Raw genomic sequence first — 2365 nt, 5'->3', positions numbered from 1 at the left:
CGAGGGTCGCTTCGCCGATGTACTCGTGCCAGTGCTCGGTGGGTAGTTGACTGGCGATCAGGGTCGCCCGGCGGCCGTGGCGGTCCTCGATCACCTCCATCAGGTCCTGGCGCTGCGAAGCGATCATTTTCTGCATGCCCCAGTCGTCGAGGATCAGTAGTTCGGTCTTCAGCAGTTGCTGCATCAGGCGTGGGTAGGAACCGTCACCGTGGGCGATGCGCAGTTGCTCGAACAACGTCGGCAGGCGCAGGTAGCGCGCCGAGAGCCCCTGCCGGCAGGCTTGGTTGCCGAAGGCGCAGGCGAGCCAGGTCTTGCCGCAGCCGGTGGGGCCGGTCAGGCACAGGTTGTGGGCTTGGCGCACCCAATCGAGTTGCGCCAGTGCCGCGATGCGCGGTTTCTCCAGCCCGCGCGGGTGGCGGTAGTCGACGTCCTCGATGCAGGCGTGGACCCGCAGCCGCGCCGCCTTGAGCAGGCGGTCCAGGCGGCGATTCTCCCGGTGCAGGATCTCCCGCTCCAAGAGCAAGGCGAGGCGTTCTTCGAAGGCCAGTTCCTGGATGGCCGGCTGTTCCCGCTGCTGGCGCAGGGCGTCGATCATGCCGGTGAGGTTGAGCTGGCGCAGTTGGTCGGTGGTCTGTTGTGCGAGCATCGGGGTCTCCTCAGTGGTAGTAGCCGGCGCCGCGGACGTTGGCGTGCAGCGGCAGTTCGCGTGGCTCATCACGGTCCGTGTCGAGCGGCTGCTGGTCGAGACCGTTCTTGAGGATCGAGGCGATGCTCTGGTAGCTCACGGTGCGCACCGCCAGAGCGCGCTGGCAGGCCTTCTCGAGCCGTGGACGGCTGTACCGGCGGCCGAGGTTCAGTAACCCCAGGCAGGCGCGGTAGCCGTGTTCGGGATGAGGTCGGCCTTCGAGTTGGCGGGTGATCACCTCAGCGGTGCACGGCCCGATATCCTGGGCCCAGCGCAGGAACCGGCCGGGTGACCAGTCGCGGTGCGCCTGATGCAACTTGGGCATGTGTTCGGTGCAGGTGGAGAAGCGGCCCTGGCCGGTACGGGGGTGCGTGGCGACCCTCTGGCCCTTGTGCAGGATCTCGATCGTGGTGGCGGTCAGGCGCAGATCGAGTACCTGGCCCACCAGGGCGTGGGGCACGCTGTAGAAGCGCCGATCGACCTCGACATGGTAGTCGATCCCGGGCTTGGCCTTGCGCCACTCGGCGTAGACGTACTCGGCCTGCGGCAAGGGCTTGAGGGCGGGACGGTCGAGCTGCTCGAACAGATCCTTGCGGCTCTCGGTGCGCCGCTGGAAGCGCCGCTCGTTGAGCGCCGGCAGCAATGCGGCGATGGCACGGTTCACCTCGGCCAGGGCGAAGAAGGTGTGATGGCGCAGACGCGCCAGGATCCAGCGCTCGACCACCTGCACACCGACCTCGGCCTTCGCCTTGTCCTTGGGCTTGTACGGCCGTGCCGGCAGCACCGCGGTGCCGTAGTGCGCGGCCATCTCCGCGTAGGTGGCGTTGATCCCAGGCTCGTAACGGCAAGCCTGGGTGACCGCGGCGCGCAGGTTATCCGGGACGAGGAGTTGCGGCGCCCCGCCGAAGAAGCGTAGCGCGCGCTGGTGCGCGGCGATCCAGTCCGGCAGCGACTGGCTCCAGGTGGCCTCGGCGTAGGTGTAGCTTGAGGCCCCGAGCACCGCCACGAAGACCTGTGCCTGGCGCACCTCGCCGGTGGCGCGGTCGATTACCTCGACCGTGGGTCCGGCGTAATCGATGAACAGCTTCTCGCCCGCACGGTGATGCTGGCGCATGCTGCGCTTCTGCGCCAGCCGCCACTGGTGGTAGCGATGGCAGAACTGGCTGTAACGGTAGGCCCGCTCGCCGTGTACGGCGACATACTCGCTCCACAGCAACTGCAACGTGACGCCCTTGCGCTTGAGCGCCTGATGGAGGCTGAAGTGGTCGGGCTCGGCAAAGGCCGTGGGCTTGGCCGCGGGCGGGAACAGCAGGCCCTCCAGTCGGGCCTCGTCCAGGTCCACGGGCAGGGGCCAAGTGAGCCCGTGCGCCGCCGCCAGGCTGACGTACTTGCTGACGGCCCCCTTGGAGATCCCACAGGCCTGACCGATCTGGGCGTGGCTGAGCCCGCCGGCGTACTTCAGACGCAATACCTCGGTGATTTTCTTCATTGGAATCCTCGCTGCCGGCACCGCACACCCCTTGGGCTGAAAAAAAGCGCGGTTATGCCGGGAAAAGTGAAAGAATTCCAGCGAGTTGAATGAGATTCCGGGGATCGTGACCGCCGTTCCGGGAACGTGACCGCAGATTCCGGGCAGAACCCCGAAATCGGTCACGTTCAAACGGAATCACCGGTCACGTT

The 2365-nt window shown here is 66.8% G+C and carries 2 protein-coding genes; both read right to left on the bottom strand.

What is annotated here, in order from left to right; genetic code table 11:
• Positions 1-646: IS21-like element helper ATPase IstB (gene istB, locus LQD11_RS15355; RefSeq protein WP_238618335.1), on the bottom strand; the 646-nt coding region annotated here is incomplete at its 3' end.
• 10 nt (positions 647-656) lie between these two features.
• Positions 657-2174 (bottom strand): IS21 family transposase, encoded by a 1518-nt coding sequence (istA, locus tag LQD11_RS15350; protein ID WP_238618336.1) that lies wholly within the window; start codon positions 2172-2174, stop codon positions 657-659.
• Positions 2175-2365 lie beyond the last annotated feature (191 nt).

It is taken from the genome of Ectothiorhodospira shaposhnikovii, from assembly GCF_022227765.1.
GTDB lineage: Bacteria > Pseudomonadota > Gammaproteobacteria > Ectothiorhodospirales > Ectothiorhodospiraceae > Ectothiorhodospira.
The sequence above is the reverse complement of the archived record's forward strand: the minus strand, read 5'-3'. Positions and strand labels throughout refer to the sequence as shown.